Annotated in this window: 21 protein-coding genes; 13 read left to right on the top strand and 8 right to left on the bottom strand. The window is 65.4% G+C overall.

Going from position 1 to position 25,400, the window contains the following annotated elements:
• Positions 1 to 198: 198 nt before the first annotated feature.
• From BMW76_RS17715 to BMW76_RS17705, 3 genes are all read left to right on the top strand, one after another.
• Complete coding sequence (locus tag BMW76_RS17715; protein ID WP_090867278.1) at positions 199 to 1,560, top strand: O-acetylhomoserine aminocarboxypropyltransferase; 1,362 nt, start codon at positions 199 to 201, stop codon at positions 1,558 to 1,560.
• Positions 1,557 to 2,414, top strand: a complete 858-nt coding sequence (locus tag BMW76_RS17710; protein WP_090867276.1) for an alpha/beta fold hydrolase — start codon at positions 1,557 to 1,559, stop codon at positions 2,412 to 2,414. Before BMW76_RS17715 ends, BMW76_RS17710 begins: the two co-directional genes overlap by 4 nt.
• A gap of 131 nt (positions 2,415 to 2,545) precedes the next feature.
• On the top strand, positions 2,546 to 2,869 hold the full coding sequence (locus BMW76_RS17705) for an Mpo1-like protein (protein WP_090867317.1): 324 nt from the start codon (positions 2,546 to 2,548) through the stop codon (positions 2,867 to 2,869).
• 104 nt (positions 2,870 to 2,973) lie between these two features.
• On the opposite strand, the gene BMW76_RS17700 is transcribed toward BMW76_RS17705, so the two are convergent.
• Positions 2,974 to 4,293, bottom strand: coding sequence for a YihY family inner membrane protein (locus BMW76_RS17700; RefSeq protein ID WP_090867315.1), 1,320 nt, complete (start codon positions 4,291 to 4,293; stop codon positions 2,974 to 2,976).
• A gap of 210 nt (positions 4,294 to 4,503) precedes the next feature.
• Between BMW76_RS17700 and wrbA the strand changes: the two genes are divergently transcribed.
• The 4 genes from wrbA (at position 4,504) to BMW76_RS17680 (ending at position 7,995) form a co-directional block, all read left to right on the top strand.
• Positions 4,504 to 5,106, top strand: a complete 603-nt coding sequence (gene wrbA, locus BMW76_RS17695; protein WP_090867272.1) for an NAD(P)H:quinone oxidoreductase — start codon at positions 4,504 to 4,506, stop codon at positions 5,104 to 5,106.
• 2 nt (positions 5,107 to 5,108) lie between these two features.
• On the top strand, positions 5,109 to 5,537 hold the full coding sequence (locus BMW76_RS17690) for a DUF2069 domain-containing protein (RefSeq protein ID WP_090867270.1): 429 nt from the start codon (positions 5,109 to 5,111) through the stop codon (positions 5,535 to 5,537).
• A gap of 139 nt (positions 5,538 to 5,676) precedes the next feature.
• Positions 5,677 to 7,104, top strand: a complete 1,428-nt coding sequence (locus tag BMW76_RS17685) for an FAD-binding oxidoreductase (RefSeq protein ID WP_090867268.1) — start codon at positions 5,677 to 5,679, stop codon at positions 7,102 to 7,104.
• A 27-nt stretch (positions 7,105 to 7,131) separates the two neighbouring features.
• The gene (locus BMW76_RS17680) at positions 7,132 to 7,995 is read left to right on the top strand and encodes a metallophosphoesterase (RefSeq protein WP_090867265.1); all 864 of its coding nucleotides are present in this window, start codon (positions 7,132 to 7,134) and stop codon (positions 7,993 to 7,995) included.
• A 51-nt stretch (positions 7,996 to 8,046) separates the two neighbouring features.
• Here BMW76_RS17680 and BMW76_RS41170 read toward each other — a convergent pair whose 3' ends face one another.
• Both BMW76_RS41170 and BMW76_RS17675 read right to left on the bottom strand, forming a co-directional pair.
• Positions 8,047 to 8,205 (bottom strand): hypothetical protein, encoded by a 159-nt coding sequence (locus tag BMW76_RS41170; RefSeq protein ID WP_177200414.1) that lies wholly within the window; start codon positions 8,203 to 8,205, stop codon positions 8,047 to 8,049.
• 220 nt (positions 8,206 to 8,425) lie between these two features.
• On the bottom strand, positions 8,426 to 9,364 hold the full coding sequence (locus BMW76_RS17675) for a LysR family transcriptional regulator (protein WP_090867263.1): 939 nt from the start codon (positions 9,362 to 9,364) through the stop codon (positions 8,426 to 8,428).
• 162 nt (positions 9,365 to 9,526) lie between these two features.
• Here BMW76_RS17675 and BMW76_RS17670 point away from each other — a divergent pair, with 162 nt between their 5' ends.
• Genes BMW76_RS17670 through BMW76_RS17655 form a run of 4 tightly spaced genes read left to right on the top strand, consistent with a single transcriptional unit; the run spans position 9,527 to position 14,461 of the window.
• Positions 9,527 to 11,146: an efflux transporter outer membrane subunit gene (locus BMW76_RS17670; RefSeq protein ID WP_090867261.1), complete on the top strand. Its 1,620-nt coding sequence runs from the start codon at positions 9,527 to 9,529 to the stop codon at positions 11,144 to 11,146.
• Positions 11,147 to 11,162: 16 nt separating this feature from the next.
• Positions 11,163 to 13,394, top strand: coding sequence for an FUSC family protein (locus tag BMW76_RS17665; RefSeq protein ID WP_090867259.1), 2,232 nt, complete (start codon positions 11,163 to 11,165; stop codon positions 13,392 to 13,394).
• Positions 13,384 to 13,584, top strand: a complete 201-nt coding sequence (locus BMW76_RS17660; RefSeq protein WP_090867258.1) for a DUF1656 domain-containing protein — start codon at positions 13,384 to 13,386, stop codon at positions 13,582 to 13,584. The genes BMW76_RS17665 and BMW76_RS17660 overlap by 11 nt, the downstream gene beginning before the upstream one ends.
• Before the next feature lie 13 nt (positions 13,585 to 13,597).
• Complete coding sequence (locus tag BMW76_RS17655; protein WP_090867256.1) at positions 13,598 to 14,461, top strand: efflux RND transporter periplasmic adaptor subunit; 864 nt, start codon at positions 13,598 to 13,600, stop codon at positions 14,459 to 14,461.
• Positions 14,462 to 14,472: 11 nt separating this feature from the next.
• On the opposite strand, the gene BMW76_RS17650 is transcribed toward BMW76_RS17655, so the two are convergent.
• The 3 genes from BMW76_RS17650 to BMW76_RS17640 form a co-directional block, all read right to left on the bottom strand.
• Positions 14,473 to 15,315 (bottom strand): nucleotidyl transferase AbiEii/AbiGii toxin family protein, encoded by an 843-nt coding sequence (locus BMW76_RS17650; protein WP_245763260.1) that lies wholly within the window; start codon positions 15,313 to 15,315, stop codon positions 14,473 to 14,475.
• A gap of 19 nt (positions 15,316 to 15,334) precedes the next feature.
• The gene (locus tag BMW76_RS17645) at positions 15,335 to 16,402 is read right to left on the bottom strand and encodes a type IV toxin-antitoxin system AbiEi family antitoxin (RefSeq protein ID WP_090867251.1); all 1,068 of its coding nucleotides are present in this window, start codon (positions 16,400 to 16,402) and stop codon (positions 15,335 to 15,337) included.
• A gap of 181 nt (positions 16,403 to 16,583) precedes the next feature.
• A complete protein-coding gene (locus BMW76_RS17640; protein ID WP_090867249.1) occupies positions 16,584 to 18,254 on the bottom strand; it encodes a methyl-accepting chemotaxis protein in 1,671 nt (556 codons plus the stop codon).
• A 462-nt stretch (positions 18,255 to 18,716) separates the two neighbouring features.
• Between BMW76_RS17640 and BMW76_RS17635 the strand changes: the two genes are divergently transcribed.
• Positions 18,717 to 19,982, top strand: coding sequence for an MFS transporter (locus tag BMW76_RS17635; RefSeq protein WP_090867247.1), 1,266 nt, complete (start codon positions 18,717 to 18,719; stop codon positions 19,980 to 19,982).
• A 309-nt stretch (positions 19,983 to 20,291) separates the two neighbouring features.
• Positions 20,292 to 22,208, top strand: coding sequence for a propionate--CoA ligase (locus BMW76_RS17630; protein ID WP_090867244.1), 1,917 nt, complete (start codon positions 20,292 to 20,294; stop codon positions 22,206 to 22,208).
• A 33-nt stretch (positions 22,209 to 22,241) separates the two neighbouring features.
• On the opposite strand, the gene BMW76_RS17625 is transcribed toward BMW76_RS17630, so the two are convergent.
• Both BMW76_RS17625 and BMW76_RS17620 read right to left on the bottom strand, forming a co-directional pair.
• Positions 22,242 to 23,033 carry a 5'-methylthioadenosine/adenosylhomocysteine nucleosidase gene (locus BMW76_RS17625; protein ID WP_090867242.1) on the bottom strand — a complete coding sequence of 264 codons (792 nt, stop codon included), beginning with the start codon at positions 23,031 to 23,033 and terminating at the stop codon, positions 22,242 to 22,244.
• The gene (locus BMW76_RS17620) at positions 23,030 to 25,399 is read right to left on the bottom strand and encodes a UvrD-helicase domain-containing protein (RefSeq protein ID WP_090867239.1); all 2,370 of its coding nucleotides are present in this window, start codon (positions 25,397 to 25,399) and stop codon (positions 23,030 to 23,032) included. The genes BMW76_RS17625 and BMW76_RS17620 overlap by 4 nt, the downstream gene beginning before the upstream one ends.
• Position 25,400 lies beyond the last annotated feature (1 nt).

Genomic DNA, 25,400 nt, shown 5'->3' with positions numbered 1-25,400 from the left:
CGGCAGACGGCGCTCGCAGGCATGTCGGAACAGTGGCAGAGCGCGGGCCGTGCGATTCGCAACACCGCTGACCATGGCGGAATCATGCCCGCGAGCGCGTCGACATGCGGGCGAAAACGGAGTGGTGCGCACGCGGCCCGGTGATACGATGGCCGTCACTTTCACCTTCGCCGGGCCGCCGACGCCCGGCCGTCCACGATGCCTGCCAACCGTTTCGATACGCTTGCGCTGCATGCGGGCGCCGCGCCCGACCCCGCGACGGGCGCGCGCGCGACGCCCATCTATCAGACCACGTCGTTCTCGTTCCGCGACTCCGATCATGCCGCCGCGCTCTTCAACATGGAGCGCGCGGGCCATGTCTATTCGCGCATCTCGAACCCGACGGTCGCCGTCTTCGAAGAGCGCGTCGCCGCGCTCGAAAACGGCGCGGGCGCGATCGGCACGGCGAGCGGCCAGGCCGCGCTGCACCTCGCCATCGCGACGCTGATGGGCGCGGGCTCGCACATCGTCGCGTCGAGCGCGCTGTACGGCGGCTCGCACAACCTGCTCAGCTACACGCTGCCGCGCTTCGGCATCGAAACGACGTTCGTGAAGCCCGGCGATATCGACGCATGGCGCGGCGCGCTGCGCCCGAACACGAAGCTGCTGTTCGGCGAGACGCTCGGCAACCCCGGCCTCGACGTTCTGGACATCGCGACAGTCGCGCAGATCGCGCACGAGCACCGCGTGCCGCTGCTGGTCGACTCGACGTTCACCACGCCGTATCTGTTGAAGCCGTTCGATCACGGCGCCGATTTCGTCTACCACTCGGCGACCAAGTTTCTCGGCGGTCACGGCACGACGATCGGCGGCGTGCTCGTCGACGGCGGCACGTTCGACTTCGAGGCTTCGGGCCGCTTCCCCGAATTCACAGAACCCTACGAGGGCTTTCACGGCATGGTGTTCGCCGAGGAAAGCACCGTCGCGCCCTTCCTGTTGCGCGCGCGACGCGAAGGGCTGCGCGACTTTGGCGCGTGCCTGCATCCGCAAGCCGCCTGGCAACTGCTGCAAGGCATCGAAACGCTGCCGTTGCGGATGGAACGACATGTGGCGAATACGCGCAAGGTCGTCGAATTTCTGGCTGCGCATGCTGCCGTCGAATCCGTCGCGTATCCGGAACTGCCCACGCATCCGGACCATGCGCTGGCGCAACGCCTGCTGCCGCGCGGCGCGGGCGCCGTGTTCAGCTTCAACTTGCGCGGCGACCGTGCCGCCGGCCGCGCGTTCATCGAAGCGCTGTCGCTGTTCTCGCATCTGGCGAATGTCGGCGACGCCCGCTCGCTCGTGATCCACCCGGCATCGACGACGCACTTCCGCATGGACGCCGCTGCCCTCGCCGCAGCGGGCATCGCGGAAGGCACGATCCGCCTTTCGATCGGCCTCGAAGACCCGGACGATCTGATCGACGACCTCAAGCGCGCGCTCAAGGCTGCGCAGAAATCCGCGGGCGGCTCCTCCCCACAATCCGCCCCGCAATCCGCCAACAAGCCGGCGGCCACTGGACGCAAGGAGTCCGCATGATCGTCGACGTGAACGGCAAACCGGCCTATGCATACACAGGCGGCAAGGCATTCGATGCCGCGCTGCCCACGGCCGTCTTCATACATGGCGCCGAGCACGATCACAGCGCGTGGGCGCTGCAGACGCGCTACTTTGCGCACCACGGCTTCAGCGTGCTCGCCGTCGATCTGCCCGGCCATCATCGCAGCGCCGGCCCCGCGCTGACCAGCATCGGCGCGATGGCCGACTGGCTGGCCGCATTGCTCGACGCGCTGAGCGTCGCGCGCGCGTTCGTCGCCGGACACAGCATGGGCTCGCTCGTCGCGCTCGACTTCGCCGCCCGCTACCCGTCGCGCGCGACGAACATCGCCCTCGTCGCGACGGCCGTGCCGATGGCCGTCTCCGACACGCTGCTCGACGCCGCCCGTGAGCGCGAGCCCGACGCGATCGAGATGGTGAACCAGTGGTCGCATTCGACCATCGCCGCCAAGCCGTCGTGCCCCGCGCCCGGCTTCTGGTTGCACGGCATGAACCAGCGGCTGATGGAGCGCGTTTCGGCAACGGGCGAGCCGCAGCTTTTTCACACCGACTTCAGCGCGTGCAACGCATACACGGACGGCCTCGCCCGCGCTGCGCAAGTGACGTGCCCAGTGCGCCTGATCGTCGGCCGGCGCGATCTTATGACGCCGCCGCGCGCCGCCAGAGCGCTCGCCGACGCGCTGCGTGAAGCGGGCGTGCCCGTCGACACGATCACGCTCGACGCCGGTCACGCGCTGATGTCCGAGCAGCCCGACGCGACTCTCGATGCGCTCTACACGTTTGCGACCACACGCAGTTCGAACCGTCCACCTGCGTCACCCACCGCTACACACTAACCGCGCCGGAAAGCGCGCGCCATATGCCGGATGGCCAGGTTGCACGTGCCTGTCGATAGCAGCACAATGATTCCATGCCTGGGCGGGTCGGACGAAACCTGCGCCGACGCGGGCAGGCAATGGAGGCGATCATGAGCCATCAGACAACGCACGACGCGCACTTCGCGAGCTTCGCGGAGTTCTATCCGTACTATCTGACCGAGCATCGCAACACGATGTCGCGGCGGCTGCATTTCATCGGATCGCTGGGTGTGATCGGCTGTGTCGCGATGGCCGTCGCGACGGGCGACTGGCTATGGCTGCCTGCTGCCGTCGTGTGCGGCTACGGGTTCGCGTGGGTCGGGCACTTCTTCTTCGAAAAGAACAGACCCGCGACATTCCGGCATCCCGTCTACAGCCTGATGGGCGACTGGGTGATGTTCAAGGACATCTGCACGGGGCGCATTTCGCTCTAGCGTCGGCGCCGGATGAAGTGCGCAAGTTCGTGCGGAAGAGTCGAAGCGACAGTCAAAAAGCAGCAGTTGAAGGTCAAGCAGCTTCAGGCGAAGGGCAAACAGCTTCAAGCCGTCTGTTGCGGCAACGCGGGCGTGCCGTTCGCGCCCGTCTCAGGAGGCTGCTGCGCGATTCCACGAGAAGCCTCTCGCGCCGCCAGCAAGCTCGCGAGCGACACGCCGAGCCGCTCGGTATCGAGGGCGGCGAGCAGCATCGCGCTGTCGACGCGCGTCGAATCGAGTTTCAGCTGATAAGCCAGCTCGTCACGGTCGATCACGAACAGGTCGAAGAGCCGTTTGACCGTGATCTGATTCGGATTCGCGACCAGCAGAAAATGCGGCCGCTGGCCGTTCTCGTCGAGCTGGACGATCCAGTCGATCGCCTCCAGTTGCTGCAACAGGCGCACGGTCGTCGCCAGATCGCGCCGCAATGCCCGAGCGAGTTCGGGCACCGTGTAGCCGTGCGTGCCCGCGTCGCGCGCTTCGGCGAGGTGCGCAAGCAGTTCGAGCGAATCGAGCAGATCGCTGCCCGGAAAGTCCCGGCGATGAAACTGCCCGATGCGTATTGCCGGCAGCGCCGACGCGATCATCGCGCCCGCCAGTGTGATGAACCAGCTGAGGTACATCCACAGCAGAAAAAGCGGCACGACGGCGAACGCGCCGTACACAGCCGTATAAGTGGGAATGCGCCGGATGTAGAAGCCGAAGCCGCGCTTCGCGATCTCGAACGCAATCGCGGCCGTCACGCCGCCGACAATCGCGTCGCGCCACTCGACGCGGCAGTTCGGCAAGAACACGTAGAGCAGCGTGAACGCGAGCACCGTCAACGGCAGCGCCGCGCCCGCCAGCGCCCATTCGATCAGCGGCGTGATGCGCTGCGCGGCCGTATAGCTCATCGACTGCGTGAACAGATACGACGAGATCGACAGGCTGACGCCGATCAGGATCGGCCCGAGCGTCAGGATCGCCCAGTAGACCAGCACGCGCTGCGCGAATGGCCGCGCCTTGCGCACGCGCCAGATCACGTTGAACGCGGATTCGACCGTCATCATCGTCATCACGGATGTGACGAACAGCACGATCATCCCGAGCGTGGTCAACCCCTTCGCCTTCGACGCGAACTGGTTCAGATACTTGAAGATCTGGCTGCTGACCTGATCGGGCATCAGGTGTTCGGCGAGAAACGTCTGCAGCGACGCCTGGAATTGCGCGAAGATCGGGAACGCAGTGAAGAGCGCGAACGCGACCGTCGCGAGCGGTACCAGCGACAGCATCGTCGTGAACGTCAGACTGCCAGCCACCTGCGGGATGCGATCCTCGCCGCTGCGCTTCGCGGCGAATTCCGCGAGACGCTTCAGCGCGTCGAGATCGAGACGCAACCTGGACAACAAGACAACCTCCTCCGACTTTCGACTTCGATACACGCGCCTGCATGCGCGTGACGGCCGACGCATCATCAGGCGTTCGATGAACCTGCGGTCAATTCATCCGAAAGCGGTCACCCGAAAGCGGACCGCAAGCAAGAGAGAGGAACGCCGACAGACTCGCGGCACCGTCAGCAGACCCACCCCTATAATACCCGTTCACTGCAAATGCCTATGAAAGACATCCTCGTGCTTTACTACAGCCGGCACGGCGCCACGCGCGAACTCGCGCTGGCGATCGCGCATGGCATCGACAGCGTTCCCGGCATGCAGGCGCGCGTGCGCACGGTGCCGCCCGTCTCGACCGTCTGCGAGTCCACGCAACCCGACATCCCGGAAGAAGGCCCGCCCTACGCGGAACTGCGCGATCTCGAAGAATGCGCGGGACTCGCGCTCGGCTCGCCGACGCGCTTCGGCAACATGGCCGCGCCGCTCAAATACTTCCTCGACGGCACCACGCCGCAATGGCTCTCGGGCGCGCTCGCGGGCAAGCCCGCTTGCGTGTTCACGTCGACGGGCAGTCTGCACGGCGGCCAGGAATCGACGCTGCTGTCGATGATGCTGCCGCTTCTGCATCACGGCATGATGATCCTCGGCATTCCGTACACCGAAAGCACGCTGACCACGACGCTCACGGGCGGCACGCCGTATGGCGCGTCGCATTTCGCGCGCGCGGACTCGGCGGGCCACGGCATTTCCGCCGACGAGAAAACGCTCGCGATCGCGCTGGGCGCGCGCATCGCCCGCGCGGCGGCGTCGATGAGCGAGCGGCCGTGAACATGCCGCGCGACGCAACCGGCATGGGCGCGCAAGGCAATCGCGCCGCCGCATCGGGCGCGGCGCTTGCGCTCATCGCGTTGATCGCGCTGTGCGTCGCCTGGGAATGGTGGCTCGCACCGTTGCGCGCGGGCGGCTCGCTGCTGGTGCTCAAGGCCGTGCCGCTGCTGCTCGCGCTGCCGGGCGTGTTCCGCAAGCGGCTCTATACGCTGCAATGGGCGTCGATGCTGAGCCTGCTGTATCTGATGGAAGGCATCGTGCGCGGCATGTCCGACCGCGGCCTGAGCGCTCGCCTCGGCTGGTGCGAGGTGCTGCTCGCTGCAACGTTCTTCGTCTGCGCGCTCGTCTATGTCGCGCCGTTCAAGCGCGCGGCGAAACGCCATGCGCGCGAGAATGGACCAGCAAGCGGACCTGCGAGCGGTTCCGCCTGAATTGCGCGCCGCCGCGCGACGCCAGCCCCGCCGCGCAGCGCCCTGATGACCCGGTGGCCGCCATGGCCACGGCGGCCCAACCCGCGCGAACCGATTCGCGCACCAGCCGAACATGCGCTACCCGTTCTGACCGACCAACATGAATTCCGCCGCCACTTCGCCCTTCGTCGCCGCATGCATCGATGCCATCGGCGCCGCGCACGTCCTCACCGATCCGCACGACACCGCGCCCTTTCTGACCGACTGGCGCCGCCGCTACACGGGCAGCGCGTGTGCAGTGCTGTGTCCGTCGACGGCTGAAGAGGTCGCCGCGCTCGTGCGGCTCGCGAACGAGCACCGCGTCGCGATCGTGCCGCAAGGCGGCAATACGGGCCTCGCCGGCGGCGCCACGCCCGATGCGAGCGGCGCGCAAGCGGTGCTGAGTCTCAAGCGCCTGAACCGCGTGCGCGACGTCGATCCGCACAACAACACGATCACGGTCGAAGCAGGCGTCGTGCTCGCGGACATGCAGGCGCGCGCCGAAGCGGCGGGACGCCTGTTCCCGCTGAGTCTCGCGGCGGAAGGCAGTTGCTCGATCGGCGGCAATCTGTCGACGAACGCGGGCGGCACGGGCGTGCTGCGCTACGGCAATGCGCGCGAGCTGTGTCTCGGCCTCGAAGTGGTGACGCCGCAAGGCGAGCTGTGGGACGGGCTGCGCGGACTGCGCAAGGACAATACGGGCTACGATCTGCGCGATCTTTTTATCGGCGCGGAAGGCACGCTCGGCATCATCACGGCCGCCGTGATGAAGCTGCATCCGCAGCCGGCCGCTCGCGTGACCGCGCTCGCCGCGTTGCCGTCGCCGCATGCCGCGCTGGATTTTCTGTCGCTCGCGCAGCGTCACGCCGGACCGCTGCTGACGGGCTTCGAGCTGATGTCGGATTTCTGCCTGCAACTCGTGGGCAAGCATTTCCCGCAGATGCGCTATCCGTTCGCACAACGGCATGCGCAGATCGTGCTGCTCGAACTGTCGGACAGCGAGAGCGAAGAGCATGCGCGCGCGCTCTTCGAGCGGCTGATGGAAACGGCGCTTGGAGACAACGTCGTCGAAGATGCCGTGGTCGCGGAGAATCTCGCGCAGTCGAAGGCATTCTGGAATCTGCGCGAGCACATTCCTCTCGCGCAGGCCGAAGAAGGGTTGAACATCAAGCACGATATCGCCGTACCGATTTCGCGCATCGGCCACTTCATCGGCGAAACCGACGCCGCGATCGCGAAGGCCGTGCCGGGTGCGCGCATGGTCACGTTCGGTCATCTCGGCGACGGCAATCTGCACTACAACGTGCAGGCACCGGAAGGCGTCGATGCGAAAGCGTTTCTCGCCCAGTACCAGAGCACGATGAATCAGATCGTCTACGACAGCGTGCATCGGCATCGCGGCAGCATCAGCGCGGAGCATGGAGTCGGGCAGCTGAAAATCGACGAAGCCGCGCATTACAAGTCGGACGTCGAAGTGCGTCTGATGAAGACATTGAAAGCCGCGTTCGATCCGCTCAACCTGATGAATCCCGGCAAGGTGCTACGCTAACGGCATCGGTATCGACGAGAGGCGTTTATGAAAATTCGCGTGCTGTCCGACCTGCATCTCGAGTGCGACCAGCCGGAAGTGATCCCGCATGCAAACGCCGATCTCGTCGTACTGGCAGGCGACATTCACAACCATGCGGAAGGCTTGCGCTGGGCGGCCGAGACGTTCGACGGCGCGGTGCCCGTCGTCTACGTGCCGGGCAATCACGAGTACTACGACGGCGAGTTCGGCGCGCTCGAAGCGGCGATGCACGACGCGGCCGCGAGCATCGACAACGTTCACTTTCTCAACAACGCGACGCTCGTCGATCCGGACGGCAACTGGCGCGTGCTCGGCACGACGCTATGGACCGATTTCGACCTGTATGGCGTTGATGAAGAGTCACGCTCGAAATCGATTGCAGCCGCCGAGCGCGTGATGCTCGACTATCGCGGATGGATTCAGGTGACGTGGACGGCGGGCAACGATGCCGGCCATGCAACCGATCCGCAACGCGCCAACCGCGCACAGGACCGCGTACAGGACAACACGCCGCGCAACCTGACCCCCGCCGATACGCTTGCGCTTCACAGGCACGCACGCGCGTGGCTCGAAGCGGAACTGGCCAAGCCGTTCGATGGCAAGACGATCGTCGTCACGCATCACGCGCCGCATCGGCGCAGTCTCGCCGAGCGTTACGCGGACGACCCCGTGTCCGCAGGCTTCGTGAATCATCTGCCGTCGCTCGTGCGCGCGCCGGTCGCGCTGTGGGTGCACGGACATACGCACACGGCCTTCGATTATGTGGAGAACGGCACGCGCGTCGTCTGCAATCCGCGCGGCTATATCGATCGCCGCTCGCGTCGGCTCGAAAATGACGAGTTCGCGTGGGACAAAGTCGTCGAACTCTGAAGGTCTGCCTGACGGTTGCCTGAGTCTGCTTAAGGGCTTGCTATCCGCGGGCTACATGCTGCTGGCATCGCGCGAGCGCCGCGCGGGCCGCTCCGCGCGCACGGGCACGAGCCGCGCCTGAGGCCGCAACCACCGGAGAATGTCGCGCGACGCGGCGATTCCGATCAGTCCGAACATGACGGCGACGCCGATCATCAGATGCGTATCCATGATTTCCCCTTCGTTTCAATGTGCCTGCGTGCCGGAAGCTCTCGGCCTTGACGCAACGTTAGCAAACCCGATGCGGTGCGGAAGTAAGGAAGTGTTGCGACGCAACGGCGGGATGTAACAGAGCGTCAAAGGTCCTTTCTGCGTCTTTCCTGCATCACGCAGTACCAGTACATCACACGCCGCATATCGCATGCCGCCCTTCGCGCCGCGCCGGTTGGTGTCAGGTGCGCGCGAACTTGCGCAGTTCCGCCTGATCGGCGGCGAGCGTCGCGGGCAGTTCGTCGCGCAGGAATTCGACCCATGTGCGGATCTTCGCGTCCAGATACTGCCGTGACGGATACAGCGCGTACACGTTCATCTCCTGCGAGATGTACTCGGGCAGAATCCACACGAGTTCGCCGCTGCGCAGGCCCGCAATCGCCGAATAGATCGGCAGCACCGCGACGCCCATCCCTTCGCGCACGGCCACGGCCATCGCTTCCGCGACGTTGATCTGGAACGTGGTCGCGCCGAGATGCAGCGTCTCCTGGCCGTTGGGACCGTCGAACGTCCATTCGTCGGCGGGCATGACGGGCGTGATCATCTGCAGGCAGGTATGGCCGCGCAGATCGGCGAGCGTCTGCGGCACGCCGTTGCGCTCCAGATAATCGGGCGACGCGCACGCGATGCTGAACGCGCTGCCCAGGCGCTGCGACACGAGCCCGGAGTCCGGCAGGCTCTGCGCGAGCACGAGCGCGACGTCATAGCCTTCGTCGAGCAGATCGGGCATGCGCTGCGCGAGCGTCAGTTCGAGATGGACATCGGGATAACGCCGCTGATAGCGGCTGACGGCGGGCACCACGTAGTGCTGGCCGAAGCTCGTCATCGCATGGACTTTCAGCTTGCCCGACGGACGCGCGTGCGCGTCGCTAGCTTCGGCTTCCGCCTGGTCCACGTACGCGAGAATCTGCTCGCAGCGCTGCAGATAGCGCTCGCCCGCTTCCGTGAGCGCGATGCGGCGCGTCGTGCGGTTCAACAGACGCGTGCGCAGATGCGCCTCCAGATCGGACACGGCACGCGACGCATAGGCCGTCGTCGTGTTGAGATGCTGGGCCGCGCCCGTAAAGCTGCCCGCTTCGACGACGCGGACAAATACGCGCATGTTCTGAAGCGTATCCATATTTCGAATCCAATCTCTCTGTACAGGAAAGATTGTTGCACGATTTGGAAAGACGATTATCTCATTCTGCGTAAGTATGCGTTGCACCCTTACGGGTTATTCCTTAATTACCCAAAAAATATAATGAGGCCCTAGCTTAAATAGCCTCTTGGAGAGCAAATCGTGCAGTTTCCGGTTAAAAAAGGGATCGCCGCACTGTCGGTTCTTACGATCTCGTTGATAATCGCCGGCTGTGCGAGTACCGGGCACATTGCTCCCGAATCCACCCGCACCGATCCCGCGACGCTCGACGTCGGCGCGGCGATCCGCGCGGCCGATGCCGACGCCCAATGGCCCGCCGCCGACTGGTGGCGCGCCTATAACGATCCGCAGCTGAATGCATGGATCGAAGCGGCGCAGGCGGGCAATCCGTCGCTCGCCGCGGCGCAGGCGCGCGTGCGCGAGGCGCAGTCGATGGCGGGTGTCGCGAAGTCCGCGCTGCTGCCGCAGGTCAACGGCGGCATGCAGATCCAGCGCAAGCAATGGCCGGACAACGTCTTTTACGGCCCCGGCCCGCTCGCCGGCCAGGAATCGTGGAACAACACGGCCGAGCTCGGCTTGTCGTACCACCTCGACCTGTGGGGCAAGGACAAGAACGCCGCGGAACAGGCGCTCGACGTCGCGCATGCCCGCGCCGCCGACTACCGCGCCGCGCAGCTCGAACTCGAATCGAACATCGTGCGCACCTACATCGAGATGTCGCTCAACTACGCGCTGCTCGATATCGCGAAGTCGACGCTCGAACAGCAGCAACAGGTCGCCGCACTGGCGAACGGGCGCCTGAAGGGCGGCATCGGCACGCAGCTCGAAGTCGCGCAGGCGCAAGCGCCGCTGCCCGAATACGAACGCCAGATCGACGCGCTCGAGGAGTCGATCGCGCTCGGCCGCAACCAGCTTGCCGCGCTCGCGGGCAAGGGTCCCGGCGCGGGCGATTCGATCACGCGCCCGCAGCTGTCGCTATCCGCGTTCGCCGGCCTGCCGTCGACGCTGCCCGCCGAGCTGATCGGCCATCGCCCCGACATCGTCGCCGCGCGCTGGACGGTCGCCGCGCAGGCGCGCGGCATCGACGTCGCGAAGGCCGACTTCTATCCGAACATCGACCTGCTCGCGTCCGTCGGCGGCTATGCGGCGATGGGGCCGCTGTTCGGCTTTCTGAAGTCGGCATCGGGCGGCTGGACGGCGGGTCCCGCGCTGTCGCTGCCGATCTTCACGGGAGGACGTCTGCGCTCGCAACTGGGCGCAGCATCGGCGGGCTACGACGTAGCCGTCGAGCAGTACAACCAGACGATCGTCACCGCGCTCAAGGAGATTGCCGACGAGGTCGTGCGCATGCGCTCGCTCGATACGCAGCTGAAGGACGCTCAGCGTTCCGTCGCGGCGGCGAACAAGAGCTACCAGCTTGCGCGCGAGGGTTATCGGCGTGGCCTGACGGATTACGTGAACGTGCTGATCGCGCAGACGCAATTGCTGCGCGCGCAGGAAGGCGTCGCGAAGGTGCACGCCGAGCAGCTGTCGGCGCACGCGAAGCTCGTCACCGCGCTCGGCGGCGGCCTGATCGATCCTGCCGATGGCCCGACTCAAAAGGACGTGCTGCCCGCGCACGGCAAGGGCAAGGACAGGTCTGCGGACCGCGCGGCCGCCTCCACGGCCGACACGTCGAAGGGCGTATCGAAGGGCGTATCGAAGGACGCGCCGAAGGGCACATCGATGGGCGCGATCACGGGCGCGTCCAGCGTCCGCTAACACGGAGAAGCCGCCGATGTCCACCAACCATTCCGTCTCGCGCACGCCCCAGACACCCGGCGCGCTCTACGCTGCGTTCGTCCACTGGGCGCGCACCGACGGCCGCACGTGGATCTACCTCTTCAAGGCGCTCGCCGCGTGTTTTCTCGCGCTCGGCATCGCGATGCGGCTCGACCTGCCGCAGCCGCGCACCGCAATGACGACCGTATTTATCGTGATGCAGCCGCAAAGCGGCATGGTGTTCGCGAAGAGCTTCTACCGGATCTGCGGCACGCTGATCGGTCTCGTCGTGATGCTCGCGCTGATCTGCCTGTTCGCGCAGCAGCCGGAACTCTTCATCGCGTCGACGGCGATCTGGGTCGGCATCTGCACGGCGGGCGCCGCGCGCAACCGCAACTTCCGCTCATACGGCTTCGTGCTGGCGGGCTACACGGCAGCGCTGATCGGCATTCCCGCCTCGCAGCATCCCGATGGCGCGTTCATGACGGCCCTCACGCGGGTCGCCGAAGTCGTGGTCGGCATCGTCTGCTCGGGCGTCGTGAGCGCGCTGGTGTTTCCCGAGCACGCGGGCGAGCAGATGCGCAGCACGGTGCGCGCGCGCTTCTCGTCGTTCGTCGACTATGTGTGCGCGGCGCTGTCGGGCAAAGCCGATCGCGCGCAGATCGAGGACACCAATGCGAAATTCGTCGCGGACATCGTGGGCTTCGAAGCCGTGCGCAGCGTCGCCGTGTTCGAGAGCCCCGATTCGCGGATGCGCAACGGCCGTCTGTCGCGTCTGAACAGCGAGTTCATGACGGTATCGACGCGCTTTCACGCACTGCATCAGTTGATGAACCGCCTGCGCGCGGCGGGCGCGACGGCCGCGGTGGCTGCGCTCGAGCCGTACTTCCGCGAGATCGCGCCGTTGCTCAGCAAATCGGGCGAGCCCGTGCTCACGGCTGCCGACGCCGCGCATGCCGCCGCGCAGCTCGAAACCTACAAGGCCGAACTGCCGAAGCGCGTGCGGGCGACGCGCGCCGAACTCGAAGGCAACGCCGATGTGCCGTTGCTCGATTTCGACACGGGCGCGGAACTGCTGTACCGCTTTGTCGACGATCTGCACGCATATGCGGCGACCTACGCGTCGCTTGCCGTCGCGACGCATGAACGCGAGCGCTGGATCGAGCGCTATGAGCCGAAGACGAACGGCATCGCGGCGGGCGTCGCGGGTCTGCGCGCGGCGATCGTGATGTCGATACTCGGCGCCTTCTGGATCGCCACCGCCTGGCCGAGCGGCGCGACGCTCACACTGGACGCAGCCGCCGTCTGCGCGCTCGCGTCGTCGTCGCCGAATCCGACGCGCAGCGTGTTCCAGATGGCGGCCGGCACGACGTTGTCGTCGCTGCTCGCGATGATGCTGACGTTCGGCATCTATCCGCACATCGACGGCTTTGCGCTGCTGTGCGCGGCGCTTACGCCGTTCCTCGCGCTCGGCGTGTGGATGACGACGCGCCCGAAGCTGACGGGCTATGGCGTCGGCTATTGCATCTTCTTCTGCTACCTCGCGGGCCCCGACAACGTGATTCATTACGACCCAAGCAGCTTCATCAACGATGCGCTCGCGCTCGTGATCTCGATGCTGGTCGCGTCGATCGCGTTCGCCGTGCTGTTGCCGCCGTCGACGCCATGGCTGCGCAACCGTCTGCTGAACGACCTGCGCGCTCAGGTGGTGCTCGCGTGCCGTGGTCACATCGGGCCGCGGTGGGAACGTCTGTGGCGTCTGCGCACGCGCTTCGAGAGCGGCACGCGCGACCTGATGCACCAGATCAACGCGCTCGCGCCGAACGAGCCCGACGTGAAGCGCGACACGATGCGCTGGATGTTCGCGGTGCTGGAAATCGGCAACGCGACGATCGACTTGCGCAGCGAAATTGCGACGCTGCCGCGCGATGCGCGCTACGCGCCGTCGATGCCGTGGCGCGTGACGCTGCGCGCGACGTGCGACGCGATTGCGCGTCTTTTCGCGCGGCCGCGCGCGAGGCGCCTCGACCGCGCGCTCGCCACGACAGCCGATGCGATCGCCGCCGTCCAGCAGACGCTCGCGACGTTCACGCCGCCGCGCGAAGAGCGCCATCAGTTGCAACGCATCTTGAGTCACCTGCATTTCATCCGGAGCGCGCTGCTCGATCCGCAATCGCCGCTGGGGCAGCTCGGCGCCGATTGCGATGCGAGCGGCGACGCAACACAAGGAGTTCGCCGTGCCACGTGAGATCGCCGTCCTCGACGCGTACATGCCCGCGATCGTGCTGCTGTTCATTGCGGGTGCCGCGATCACGTGGCTGCTGGATCGCGTGATCGCCTATACGGGCGTGTATCGCGTCGTATGGCACCCGTCCCTGTTCCGCGCAAGCCTGCTCGTGTGTGTGTGCGGCGTGTTGGGCCTCGCCGTTTATCGTTGACCAGAGTCGAATCATGACTATCAGAAACATCATTGGGTTTATCGCGACGGCCATCGTATTCGTCGTCGCGATCTTGATCGGGCGTACGCTGTGGGTGCATTACATGGACGAGCCGTGGACGCGCGACGGCCGCGTGCGCGCCGAGGTCGTGAACATCGCGCCCGATGTGTCGGGCGCCGTCGTCGAGCTGCCCGTGCGCGACAACCAGTTCGTGCACAAGGGCGATCTGCTGATGCAGATCGATCCGTCGCACTATCAGATCGCCGTCGAGCAGGCGCAGGCCGCCGTCGCCGCGCGCAAGGCAGAGTTGCAGATGCGCCGTGACGATGCACGGCGTCGCGCGGATATGGACAGCCTCGTCGTATCGAAGGAAAGCCGCGAGAACGCGACGCACACCGCAACGGCCGCCGAGGCGCAGTACCAGCAGGCGCTCGCCGCGCTCGATGCGGCGAAGCTCAATCTCGAGCGGACTCGCGTCGTGTCGCCCGTCGATGGCTACGTCACGAACCTGAACGTCTATCGCGGCGACTATGCGATTGCGGGATCAGCGAAGCTCGCTATCGTCGATAGCCACTCGTTCTGGGTCTATGGGTACTTCGAGGAGACGAAGCTGCCCCACGTGAAGATCGGCGACAAGGCCGATATCCGGCTGATGAGCGGCGGCACGCTGAAAGGCCACGTCGAAAGCATCTCGCGAGGGATTTACGACCGGGACAATCCGGAAAGCCGTGAATTGCTGGCCGATGTGAATCCGACGTACAACTGGGTGAGACTGGCGCAGCGCGTGCCGGTGCGGGTGAAGATCGATTCGGTGCCGGACGGTGTGCTGCTTTCTGCGGGGACGACCTGTACCGTCGTGGTGACGCCTTCGTTGTGAGCCATGCCCTTTCAGGGCTCGGCCATGAAGCCGTCACGGAATGCCTCGACGTCTGCCTCCAGCTTGTCTGCAAAGCCCTCTTCGAATGGAACGGCGGCCGCGCGTGCCAGAAGATCTCTCACAAGCGTCTGGAAAGTGCGTTCGTCGCCGAGCAGCGAGCGAATCTTGTCACGCGTCGACGGCAACGCAAGATTGCGTGCGTCACGTCCGAGCAGCGCGCATGAGGCCGTCGAGTCGTTGAACGCATAGGCCTCCATTAAGTCGGCTGCCTCGGTCCACACGCGCTCTTCGTTACCCGCCCACAGATAACTTCGCAGAATGAGCAAGAGGTCGGACGCGTCCTTGTTTTCCTGTCGTCTGCGGTCTTCCCAGGCGAGCAGTTTGAGCAGCGTAAGTGCGGGAAGCGTGACGACGGGCACCACCAGACCGGCTTCGATCTCGATCTGGGACGCTGTGGCGACGGCCTCGCTGAAGCCGAGCACCGTGAGAACGAACTCCCTCTCGGGCGGCCACGCGATCGAACCCTTCGGTACTTCGATATCGCCGAAAGGCACCAGGTCAAGCGGGATCGTCATGCCCGTATCGGCGTGCGCCAACAGCAGCCGCTGCGGAGCGCGATGGTCCTGACGGAAGCCCTCCACGTTCACGAGCTCGCCGATCAGCATCTCGTACGATGCCCAGCTCACTGCACAGACAGCCACATCGACGTCTCGCGTAGCGCGTTCCGCGCGAATGCCGTGAACATGCCAGAGAACGATGTCGCGCGCCGTTGCTCCCGCGATGACGAACGGCGTGCCCAGACGCTTCGTCGCATCGCAGACTCGCCTGAGCAGCGCCGAAGTCGCGGGGTGCATGGGACGTTCTTCGCTGACTCTAAGCATGAAGATTTCCGACGTAGCGCTCGTACAGGTGTTTCGCGACGGACAGGTTTCGGCTGTCTCCGGATGCGATCAGATCGGCGTACACAAGCAATGGATGCACGACGGGAAGTGGCGGCGGCGTATCCCATTCATAATCGGCCGGTTCGCGCCAGAAGGAAGCAAGAACCTCGACCTCGCCGTCGGGACTCGGGCGCAGCCGCGCCGCCTTCAGAAAGTCTGCACCCGGGTTCTGTCGCGCGTAGATCGTCACACGAACCGCCTTGAGCTCCTGCGTGACGAGATCCGCCGCCGCTTCGCCGCCAAGGCGGGCGTCGAACTTGAAGAAGTCGAACGCACGCCACCAGTCCGGCGACGCGGCGGCGTACGTCGACAATGCCAGCTTCGGCCTCAGGCGCGTGGGGTACAGGCTCACCCATTCATCGACATATTTTTGCCAGTCCGGAAAGATTCGCTCGCCGTTTCGGCGCGTGACGAGCAGACCACGCGCCAGCAGATCGTCGACCACCTGATTCACCGTGCTCAAGGCTGCGCCGGAAGCCTCCGCGATCTTGCGGTATGGCTCGCTCGCGAGACCCGGTTGCGTGGCAAGCGCGAACATGACCTGCAAGCCTTTGCTGGTCGTGGATCGCGAAGTCTGTGTGCCCGTCGCCCACGGCAGGCGCGGGCGCCCCATGATCATGATCGTGGCCTCGGGCTCGCGGATGAACGTGTTGCCGACCGCATCGAGAAAAGGGATGTTGCGATCGATCAGATCCATTGCCAGGTCGGGGTCGACATAGGGCGCGACCAGCATGAGCGGACGGCCGTCGACGCTGACGGATTGCAGGCGGTCGGAGACGAGAAGAACGTTGGCACGGTTGGCACGGGATGCCACATGAACGGGCATCACCAGCTTCTTGCCGTCGAGATCGAACTGGATGGCGCCGTCGGCGCCCAGGCCGATTCTGGTGGCGGCGACGGGTTTAGCCTTGTAAATGCGCGTCGAAGACCGGAACGCACGACACGCTCCAGCCAGAATTTGCTGCCCGGTTATCGACAGAACATCGGGTCGCGAGATCATCCGGCACCTTTTGTACGATTTCTGAGTAGTGTACGAAAAAATCGTACAGAGTCAATAAATCGTACGATCCGGACTTAACCTATTGAAAAATAAAGATATATAAAACGCTTTGTATGCTTTTATGTCTCTGTACGAAAAAATCACACCCTATGATTTTTTCGTACGCGCCTTCCCTTCAGCGTCACTCCCGCAATGAAAACTTCGCCACCGCCGCCTTCAACGCCTGCGCCTGATCGTCGAGCGCCCGAGCCGCCGCCGTCGCCTGCTCGACGAGCGCGGCATTCTGCTGAGTTCCCGCATCCATCTGCGAAACGGCGAGATTGATTTCTTCGATTCCCGAACTCTGCTCGGCGGAAGCGGCCGAGATTTCCCCCATGATGTCGGTGACACGCTTCACGGCCTTGACGACTTCGTCCATCGTCTGCCCCGCGTCCTGCGCGAGTTGCGAGCCGTTGCTCGCGCGCTCGACCGATGTGCTGATCAAGCCCTTGATCTCCTTTGCCGCCGCGGCACTGCGTTGCGCGAGGTTGCGCACTTCGCCCGCCACGACAGAGAATCCCCGGCCTTCTTCGCCGGCGCGCGCCGCTTCGACGGCGGCATTGAGCGCAAGGATGTTCGTCTGGAACGCGATCCCCTCGATGACGCCGATGATGTCGCCGATGCTCTTCGCGCTGTCGTTGATCTCGCCCATCGTCGACACGACGCGGCTCACCACTTCGCCGCCCTTTTCCGCGATCGCCGATGCATTGTCGGCCAGCGTGCGCGCCTGCTTCGCGTTGTCCGCGTTCTGACGCACCGTCGATGTCAGCTCTTCCATGCTGCTCGCGGTACGCTCGAGCGCCATCGCCTGCTGCTCGGTACGCTGCGACAGATCGAGGTTGCCCATCGAAATCTCGCCCGATGCGGACGCAATCGCCTCCGCGCTCGCCGCGATATGCGCGACCGTCGACGAAAGGCCGTTCTGCATGTCGCGCAGCGCGAACAGCATGCTCGACTTATCGCGCTTGCCGAGCACGATGTCGTTCGACAGATCGCCCGCCGCGATGCGGCTCGCGATCTCCTTCGCGTACACAGGCTCGCCGCCCAGCTGGCGCGACAGACGCCGCACGACCCATTCACTGATCACGAACGCGAGCACGATCAGCGCGACGGTCATTACGGCCATCATCACGAACGAGGACTGATAGATGAACGACGACGCGTCGATGGTCGCCTTCGCCGCCTTGCCGCGCTGCGCGACGAGTTCGTCGACGAGCTTTTCGAGCTTGCCCGTCTCGACGAGCAGCGACACGTCGGTCGTGCCGACCTGCCAGTTCATCTGCGACAGGTCGAGCGGCTGCGCCTTCACGAGTGTCACGAAATCGCGCAGATGTCCGCTCCACACGCCGATTGCGTCGGCGAATTTCTTCTGCTGCGCGGCGACCTCGGCGGAATCGGCGTACTGCTGGAGCGTGTTGAGTTCGGCCGACAGGCCCGCCAGACCCTTGTCGATGTCGGCGCCGAGTTCGTCGCGTTCCTTCGCGGTCGTCGCCGTCAGCAGCATCTTCTGGGCGCGGCTTGCGCGCAGCAGGTAGCCGCGCGCTTCCTCGGCGGCCCGGCTCGCGACGTGGCCCTGCTCGTAAATCGAGCGCATCTGGCCGTTGAGCCGGCTGATCTGCGTCAGCGAGAACACGCCGATTGCCAGTGTGCCGACGAGCAGCACGGCGAAGGCGAAGCGCAACGTCGTCTTCACGGACCATCCGCGCGGCTTGCCGCCCGCTGCCCGCTGCCCCGAACGCGCCGGCCCACCGGCCGCTTCGCCATCCGGTACGAACCCCGCGCCCGGTTGGCCACCCAGCGAAACTGCTTTCATATTTCCTGTCCCCACATGACTAACAACAACCGGAAGGTCGGTTCCGGCATGCCTTCTTATCTCTCCGTGTTGACGGCATCGCGGGCGGTGTTCTTGAGGCCCGCCGTCCTGTCGTCGCCCGGTCCTCGACGCGCCGCTTCGTGGGCCGCGCGCCGCGCCGGATTTATACACGGCCAAAATTCGCCCGGCGCGCTTCCCGACGCTTTGCGCTGACCTGTCTCATCGGCTGGCGCGAATATCAGTGGCGCGAAAGGCGCTCCACGACAGTCCTCACGCGAGCCGCCCGCACCGGAAGCAGGCGCCGCCACCTGAATTGCGTGTCCGATTCGCGACAAAGCTTGGCCGGACAATTGGCGGGAGACACACTACACTTCATCAAACGCTAAAAACATCGGCCGCCGCCGACGGTTCCGCCCGACCGCCGGCGCTGGCATCCCAAGTCACTCTCTCCAGACCGACCACATGGAATCCAGCCTCGACAAAGGCGCCCTGGCGGGCGCCGCCGGTGCTTCCGGCGCCCCCGCTCCAGCTTCCGCCGCGGCAGGCAAGCCGCAGGCGCGCACCGTCTATTCGATCCTCGGCGCGATCAGCTTCTCGCATCTGATGAACGACATGATCCAGTCGTTGATCCTTGCGATCTATCCGATGCTGAAGGACAACTTCTCGCTGTCGTTCGGGCAGATCGGCCTGATCACGCTCACGTACCAGATCACGGCGTCGCTGCTGCAGCCGCTCGTCGGCATCTATACGGACAAGCATCCGAAGCCCTGGTCGCTGCCCGTCGGCATGGGCTTCACGCTGTCGGGCCTGCTGTTGATGTCGGTTGCGCCGAATTTCGGCGTGCTGCTCGTCGCCGCGGCGCTGGTCGGCTGCGGATCATCGGTGTTCCATCCGGAGTCATCGCGCGTCGCGCGGATGGCGTCGGGCGGCAAGCATGGCCTCGCGCAGTCGCTGTTCCAGGTGGGCGGCAATGCGGGCTCGTCGCTCGGGCCGCTGCTCGCCGCGTTGATCGTGATTCCGCACGGGCAGCGCAGCATCGCGTGGTTCTCGGCGGCGGCGCTCGTCGGCATTCTCGTGCTCACGCAAGTCAGCCGCTGGTACAAGCAGCATCCCACGACGAAGAAAGCGCGCGCGGGCCACGTTTCGCACGCGACGCTCTCGCGCGGCAAGGTTGCGTTCGCGATGGGCATCCTCGTGCTGCTGGTGTTCTCGAAGTACTTCTACCTCACGAGCATCAACAGCTACTTCACGTTCTATCTGATCGACAAGTTCCACCTGCCCGTGCAAGCCGCGCAGGTGCATCTGTTCGTGTTCCTTGCGGCCGTCGCAGCGGGCACGCTGATCGGCGGCCCCGTCGGCGACCGGATCGGCCGCAAGTATGTGATCTGGGTATCGATTCTCGGCGTCGCGCCGTTCACGCTGCTGCTGCCGTACGCGAACCTGTTCTGGACGGGCGTGCTGACGGTGATCATCGGCATCGTGATCGCATCGGCGTTCTCGGCGATTCTCGTGTACGCGCAGGAGCTGATTCCGGGCAAAGTCGGCATGGTCGCAGGGTTGTTCTTTGGCTTCGCGTTCGGCCTGGGCGGCATCGGTGCGGCGGTGCTCGGCCAGCTCGCCGACTCGACGAGCATCCCGTACGTGTACAAGGTCTGTTCGTTCCTGCCGCTGCTGGGCATCCTGACCGTGTTTCTGCCGGATATCGAGGGGAAGCGGGTGAAGGCATGAGCACGCGCTAAATCGCCGCAACCGTTCGGCTCGAAGCCAGCCCTCGACAAGGCGCCGCTCATCGCGGCGCCTTTGTTTTTGCGGCTGACGGCGCCACGTTCGACGAATCGTGCACTGCAGCGCTCATGGTGAACCCCCGTTGTCCACGAGCCCGCGCCTGCTCTATGCTGTGCTGACGTGCGCATGCACAGGCCAAGGGGTTCGCCACAACGGCCCCAACGGGTTCACCCCGTCGCCGTTCGTGCGCCGCCACGCCGCCGTTGTCGTTCATTCGCCCGCTCACCCACGCAGCCCGAAGGATCGCCGCCGATGACCACCTACCGCGAATTCCACCGCCGCTCGATCGAGGCCCCCGAAGACTTCTGGCGCGACGAAGCGCGGCGCATCCATTGGGAAACGCCGTTCGATACCGTGCTTGACCGCTCGAATCCGCCGTTTGCGCGCTGGTTCGTTGGCGGTCGGACGAACCTCTGTCACAACGCGGTCGACCGGCATCTCGCGCAGCGCGCGCAACAGAACGCGCTGATCTACGTGTCGACGGAAACAGGCATCGAGCGGCGCTACACGTATGCAGAACTGCACGCGGAAGTGAACCGGATGGCGGCCGTGATGCGCTCGCTCGGCGTCGGGCGCAGCGATCGCGTGCTGATCTATCTCCCCATGATTCCCGAAGCCGTGTTCGCGATGCTCGCGTGCGCGCGGCTCGGCGCGATCCACTCGGTCGTGTTCGGCGGATTCGCGGCGCCGAATCTCGCCGCGCGCATCGACGACGCGAAGCCCGTGCTGATCGTGACAGCCGACGCCGGCGCGCGCGCAGGCAAGGTGATCGACTACACGCCGCTCGTCGACGAAGCGCTGGCGCGCGCGACGCACAAGATGGCAAAGGTGCTGCTGATCGACCGGCAGCTCACGCCCGAGCGGCTGAACGCGCCCTATCTCGTCGCGTACGAGCCGCTGCGCGAGCAGTTCTTCGACGCGCACGTGCAATGCGAATGGCTCGAATCGACGGAGCCTTCGTATGTGCTGTACACGTCGGGCACGACGGGCAAGCCGAAGGGCGTGCAGCGCGACGTCGGCGGCTATGCGGTCGCGCTTGCGGCATCGATGGACTACATCTTCGAAGGCAAGGCGGGCGACACGATGTTCACGGCGTCCGATGTCGGCTGGGTGGTCGGCCACAGCTACATCGTCTACGCGCCGCTGATCGCGGGCCTCACGACCGTCATGTACGAAGGCACGCCGATCCGCCCCGACGGCGGCATCTGGTGGCGGCTCGTCGAGCAGTACAAGATCAACCTGATGTTCACCGCGCCGACCGCAATCCGCGTGCTGAAGAAGCAAGACCCGGCATTCCTGAAGCAGGCCGATCTGTCGAGCCTGCGCACGCTCTTTCTGGCAGGCGAGCCGCTCGACGAACCGACAGCGGCATGGATCGCCGATTCGCTCGGCAAGCCCGTCGTCGACAACTTCTGGCAGACGGAAACCGGCTGGCCGATCCTCGCGATCCAGCGCGGCGTCGAGGCGCTGCCGCAAAAGCTCGGCTCGCCGGGCGTGCCCTGCTACGGCTATAACCTGACGCTGCGTAACGAGCACACGGGCGAGCCCTGCGCGACGGGCGAAAAAGGCGTGATCACGCTCGGCTATCCGCTGCCGCCCGGCTGCATGTCGACGGTGTGGGGCGACGACGCGCGCTTCGTGAAGACGTACTGGGAAAGCGTGCCGAACCAGCAGGTGTACTCGACGTTCGACTGGGGCATCCAGGACGAGAACGGCTACGTGACGATCCTCGGCCGCACCGACGATGTGATCAACGTCGCGGGCCATCGCCTCGGCACGCGCGAAATCGAAGAGGCGTTGTCGAGCCACAAGGCCGTCGCGGAAGTCGCTGTCGTCGGCGTGACGGATCAGGTGAAGGGACAGGCGGCGATTGCGTTCGTCGTCGTGCGCGATGCGCCCGCGTATGAATCCGACGATGCGCGCGCGAAGCTCTCAGCCGAGTTGTGCGCAACCGTCGATCGCCAGCTCGGCGCAATCGCGCGGCCGGCTCATATCGTGCTCGTATCGATGCTGCCGAAGACACGCTCGGGCAAGCTGCTGCGCCGCGCGATTGCGGCGCTCGCCGAAGGCCGCGACCCGGGCGATCTGCCGACGATCGAAGATCCGTCGGCGTTGCAACAGATCCGCGATGCCGTTACGTCCGGCGGCACTGGCGCGCGGGGCGGCTGAACGTCGCGAGGAAAGCGGCGTGCTTCTTATTTGCTAACCGCGCGCCGCGAGAAACCGCCTGAGAATCCCGCTCGAATACGTGCCCGCGATCTCGGTGAGGAACGACACGAACGACACAGGCGCATGCGCGTCCGCGGTGTCGGAAATGGTTCGCACGATCGCGCACGGCACACCGTATTCGTAGCAAACCTGCGCGATGGCCGCGCCTTCCATCTCGACGGCAAGCGCGTCGGGCAATGCGGCGCGCAGCAGATCGACGGAAGTCGCGCTCGCGACAAACTGATCGCCGCTGATGATCAGGCCGCGATGCACGGTCGGCAGCGCCTCGGTCAGGAAACGCTGCGACAGCGCGGCGCCCTCCTCGTCGATGAAATGCTCGCACGCGGCCGCCAACGCGGTCGTCAAAGGCGCATCGGCGTCGAAGCGCGACATGCCCAGTAGCGGCACTTCGAAGCGCGGAAACAGCGGCGACGCATCCATATCGTGCTGCATCAGCGACTCGGCGACGACGATATCGCCGATCCGCACCGTCGGCCCGACGCCGCCCGCGACGCCCGTGAACACGACGGCTTCGACATCGAACGCATGAATCAGCGCGCTTGCGGTGGCGGCCGCCGCGACCTTGCCGACACGCGCAAGCGTCACGACGCATGGCGCGCCGTGCACCGTGCCGACGTGATAGTCGCGCTTGCCATGCGTGACGGTTTCGATGCCGCCCTCAGCGCGCATCGCCGCGACGAGATCGCCGAGTTCCTGCGGCAGCGCCGCCATCACGGCGAGCGGACGACGCGGAATCGCCGCTTCGAAAGGCAGCGGCGCGCTCATTCGACCGCCTGCAGTTTTGCAACGGCCAGCGCGAGCCACTTCTCGCCGTGGCGCTTGAACTTGACCTGCGCCTTCGCGTCGGCGCCGCCGCCTTCGAGCGCCGTGATCGTGCCTTCGCCGAACTTGGTGTGGAACACCTGCTGGCCAATGCGAAAGCCCGATTCCGCCGCGCGCTGCTCGTTCGCGAACGCGGGCAGCGGCGCATTGGTGGTCGCGTAGCTCTCGCGGCCCTGATAACCCTGCTGGCGATCGGGCCGCGCGAGCCAGTCGCGTCCCCAACCCGCATTGTCGGAGCGGCCGCCCCAGCGCGCGCCCGCTTCGACTTTCGGCGTGAGCCACTTGAGCGTTTCCTGCGGCAGTTCGTCGAAGAAGCGCGAGCGGATGTTGTAGCGCGTCTGACCATGCAGCATCCGGCTCTGTGCGAACGACAGATACAGCCGCTCCTTCGCGCGCGTGATCGCGACGTACATCAGGCGGCGCTCTTCTTCGAGCCCGTCCGCTTCGATTGCGCTGTTTTCGTGCGGGAAGAGCCCCTCTTCGAGACCGGTGATGAACACGGCCGTAAATTCGAGGCCCTTCGCCGCGTGCACCGTCATCAGTTGCACCGCTTCCTGGCCGGCCTGCGCCTGGTTGTCGCCGGCTTCGAGCGACGCGTGCGACAGGAAGCCCGCGAGCGGCGTCATCGTGTCGGGGTTCTGCGCGGGGTCGGCGGGATTCGCGGCGTCGAGCACGTCGACGCCGGGATCGTCGGTGGCGACCACGAGTTCCGGCGAGGCCGTCGCGCCCGGACGCAGCGGAATCGAACGCGCGGGCGTGTCGAGCCCGTAGCCTTCTTCGCTGACGAAGGCCGTGGCGGCGTTCACCAGTTCCTGCAGGTTCTCCAGCCGGTCCTGCCCTTCGCGCTCGTTCTGATAGAACTCCGACAGCCCGCTTGCGCGCACCACATGCTCGACCGTTTCGGGCAGGCTCATCTGCGCCGTTTCGGCACGCATCTTCGCGATCAGGTTCGCGAACCCGCCGAGGCTCGTGCCCGCCTTGCCCGTCACGTACGGAATCGCCGCGGCCATCGAGCAGTTGTACATGCGCGCGGCGTCCGCCAGTTGTTCGATCGAGCGCGCGCCGATGCCGCGCGCCGGGAAATTGACGACGCGCGCGAACGCGGTGTCGTCGTTCGGGTTGTCGATCAGGCGCAGATACGCGAGCGCGTGCTTCACTTCCTGACGCTCGAAGAATCGCAGGCCGCCATACACGCGATACGGAATGCCGACGTTCACGAGCGTGTGTTCGATCGTGCGCGACTGCGCGTTGCTTCGATACAGCACGGCGATCTCGCTGCGCGACAGGCCCGTGGTGATCAGCGCGCGAATCTCTTCGACGATCCAGCCCGCTTCCTGCGAATCCGTCGCCGCTTCGTAGACGCGCACTGGCTCGCCATGCCCTGCATCCGTGCGCAGGTTCTTGCCGAGACGCCGCGCGTTGTGCGCGATCAGCTGGTTCGCCGCATCGAGAATATGGCCGTGCGAGCGGTAGTTCTGCTCGAGCTTGATCAGATGCTGAACCTTGAACTCGTGTTCGAAGTCGCGCATGTTGCCGACGTTCGCGCCGCGAAACGCGTAGATCGACTGGTCGTCGTCGCCGACGGCGAAGATCGCGTTGTGCTCGCCCGCGAGCAGCTTCAGCCACGCGTATTGCAGCTTGTTCGTGTCCTGGAACTCGTCGACGAGAATGTGCCTGAAACGCGCCTGATAGTGCGCGCGCAGCGGCGGGTTATACGACAGCAGTTCGTAGCAGCGCAGCAGCAGCTCCGGAAAATCAACGACGCCTTCGCGCTGGCATTGCTGGTCGTACGCTTCATACAGTTCGACGAACTTGCGGTTGAAGTTGTCGGAAGCGTCGACGTCTTTCGGACGCAGCCCCTGCTCTTTCGCGTTGTTGATGAAGTACTGCAGGTTCTTCGCCGGATATTTTTCGTCGTCGATATTCAGACCCTTCATCAGGCGCTTGATCGCCGAGAGCTGATCCGACGTGTCGAGAATCTGGAACGTCTGCGGCAGGCCCGCGTCGCGGTGATGCGCGCGCAGCATCCGGTTGCACAGGCCGTGGAACGTGCCGATCCACATGCCGCGCGTATCGATGGGGAGCAGCGCCGACAGGCGCGACATCATTTCGCGCGCGGCCTTGTTCGTGAAGGTGACGCCGAGCAGGGTCGCAGGCGTTGCGAGTCCGTGCTGGATCAGCCACGCGATCCGCGTGATCAGCACGCGCGTCTTGCCGCTGCCTGCGCCCGCCAGAATGAGCGCCGGTTCGTTCGGCAGCGTGACGGCGGCGTGTTGTTCGGGGTTCAGGTTCGCGAGCAGTTCGGGCATG

The organism is Paraburkholderia diazotrophica, assembly GCF_900108945.1.
Classification (GTDB): Bacteria; Pseudomonadota; Gammaproteobacteria; order Burkholderiales; family Burkholderiaceae; genus Paraburkholderia; species Paraburkholderia diazotrophica.
Note: the sequence above shows the minus strand (reverse complement) of the source record. Positions and strands in the feature narration are given on the sequence as shown.

What these genes read in the sequence shown, in the direction of transcription:
- BMW76_RS17640 (WP_090867249.1), bottom strand. Translation starts at nt 18,254, where the DNA reads ATGAAAGCAGTTTCGCTGGGTGGCCAACCGGGCGCGGGGTTCGTACCG.
- BMW76_RS17630 (WP_090867244.1), top strand. Translation starts at nt 20,292, where the DNA reads ATGACCACCTACCGCGAATTCCACCGCCGCTCGATCGAGGCCCCCGAA.
- BMW76_RS17680 (WP_090867265.1), top strand. Translation starts at nt 7,132, where the DNA reads ATGAAAATTCGCGTGCTGTCCGACCTGCATCTCGAGTGCGACCAGCCG.
- BMW76_RS17625 (WP_090867242.1), bottom strand. Translation starts at nt 23,033, where the DNA reads ATGAGCGCGCCGCTGCCTTTCGAAGCGGCGATTCCGCGTCGTCCGCTC.
- wrbA (WP_090867272.1), top strand. Translation starts at nt 4,504, where the DNA reads ATGAAAGACATCCTCGTGCTTTACTACAGCCGGCACGGCGCCACGCGC.
- BMW76_RS41170 (WP_177200414.1), bottom strand. Translation starts at nt 8,205, where the DNA reads ATGGATACGCATCTGATGATCGGCGTCGCCGTCATGTTCGGACTGATC.
- BMW76_RS17635 (WP_090867247.1), top strand. Translation starts at nt 18,717, where the DNA reads ATGGAATCCAGCCTCGACAAAGGCGCCCTGGCGGGCGCCGCCGGTGCT.
- BMW76_RS17675 (WP_090867263.1), bottom strand. Translation starts at nt 9,364, where the DNA reads ATGGATACGCTTCAGAACATGCGCGTATTTGTCCGCGTCGTCGAAGCG.
- BMW76_RS17665 (WP_090867259.1), top strand. Translation starts at nt 11,163, where the DNA reads ATGTCCACCAACCATTCCGTCTCGCGCACGCCCCAGACACCCGGCGCG.
- BMW76_RS17710 (WP_090867276.1), top strand. Translation starts at nt 1,557, where the DNA reads ATGATCGTCGACGTGAACGGCAAACCGGCCTATGCATACACAGGCGGC.
- BMW76_RS17705 (WP_090867317.1), top strand. Translation starts at nt 2,546, where the DNA reads ATGAGCCATCAGACAACGCACGACGCGCACTTCGCGAGCTTCGCGGAG.
- BMW76_RS17655 (WP_090867256.1), top strand. Translation starts at nt 13,598, where the DNA reads ATGACTATCAGAAACATCATTGGGTTTATCGCGACGGCCATCGTATTC.
- BMW76_RS17645 (WP_090867251.1), bottom strand. Translation starts at nt 16,402, where the DNA reads ATGATCTCGCGACCCGATGTTCTGTCGATAACCGGGCAGCAAATTCTG.
- BMW76_RS17715 (WP_090867278.1), top strand. Translation starts at nt 199, where the DNA reads ATGCCTGCCAACCGTTTCGATACGCTTGCGCTGCATGCGGGCGCCGCG.
- BMW76_RS17620 (WP_090867239.1), bottom strand. Translation starts at nt 25,399, where the DNA reads ATGCCCGAACTGCTCGCGAACCTGAACCCCGAACAACACGCCGCCGTC.
- BMW76_RS17690 (WP_090867270.1), top strand. Translation starts at nt 5,109, where the DNA reads ATGCCGCGCGACGCAACCGGCATGGGCGCGCAAGGCAATCGCGCCGCC.
- BMW76_RS17650 (WP_245763260.1), bottom strand. Translation starts at nt 15,315, where the DNA reads ATGCACCCCGCGACTTCGGCGCTGCTCAGGCGAGTCTGCGATGCGACG.
- BMW76_RS17685 (WP_090867268.1), top strand. Translation starts at nt 5,677, where the DNA reads ATGAATTCCGCCGCCACTTCGCCCTTCGTCGCCGCATGCATCGATGCC.